The organism is Paraburkholderia bengalensis, from assembly GCF_037126505.1.
Classification (GTDB): Bacteria; Pseudomonadota; Gammaproteobacteria; order Burkholderiales; family Burkholderiaceae; genus Paraburkholderia; species Paraburkholderia bengalensis.
Window position 1 is genome coordinate 1 of record NZ_JACFYJ010000312.1, and the last position, 468, is coordinate 468.

Annotated in this window: 2 protein-coding genes; both read right to left on the minus strand. The window is 56.4% G+C overall.

Annotation, left to right across the window (positions count from 1 at the left end; all coding sequences use genetic code 11):
• Positions 1-16: 16 nt before the first annotated feature.
• Positions 17-316 (minus strand): type II toxin-antitoxin system RelE/ParE family toxin, encoded by a 300-nt coding sequence (locus H3V53_RS43430; RefSeq protein ID WP_336603073.1) that lies wholly within the window; start codon positions 314-316, stop codon positions 17-19.
• Positions 313-468, minus strand: a 156-nt coding sequence (locus tag H3V53_RS43435; RefSeq protein ID WP_336603074.1) for a type II toxin-antitoxin system ParD family antitoxin, incomplete at its 5' end; no start/stop codon positions are given. The genes H3V53_RS43430 and H3V53_RS43435, both read right to left, overlap by 4 nt.

Genomic DNA, 468 nt, shown 5'->3' on the forward strand with positions numbered 1-468 from the left:
GAGTGGAAAGAAGAAGCTATTGCTCGCTCAGGTGATGAGAGGGATCCATCCGCTGATGAAGAATCCGGATCACATCGACCAGGTCGTCGGTCTCTTTGAAAAACAAGATGTGCGTGCCAACCAGCACACTGCGGTAACCGGACCGGACATGTGAGGCGGACTGACTCGGTTGTGTGCCATCAGTCAATCCAACGATGGTGTCCTGGATCATGCGGATATAACGCTCCGCCTGTCGTATCCCCCAGTTTTCTGCCGAATAATCCCAGATATCATCGAGATCCAGCTCGGCCGCCGGCGAAAGAACAAACTGCTTCATGTCGCGGACTTCTTCTTGCGCGCGAGAAATGCGTCGAAGTCAAACGGCCTGGACGGGCCGGAGCGCTCCCCCTTCTCGAGTTCGACACGCAAGGCATCGAGTTTGGCTTCCTGTTCCTCCAGCAAACGCAGGCCGGCCCGAACCACGTCGCT

Excerpts from the sequence above, each read along its gene's own strand:
- H3V53_RS43430 (WP_336603073.1), bottom strand. The coding sequence starts at position 316 with ATGAAGCAGTTTGTTCTTTCGCCGGCGGCCGAGCTGGATCTCGATGAT.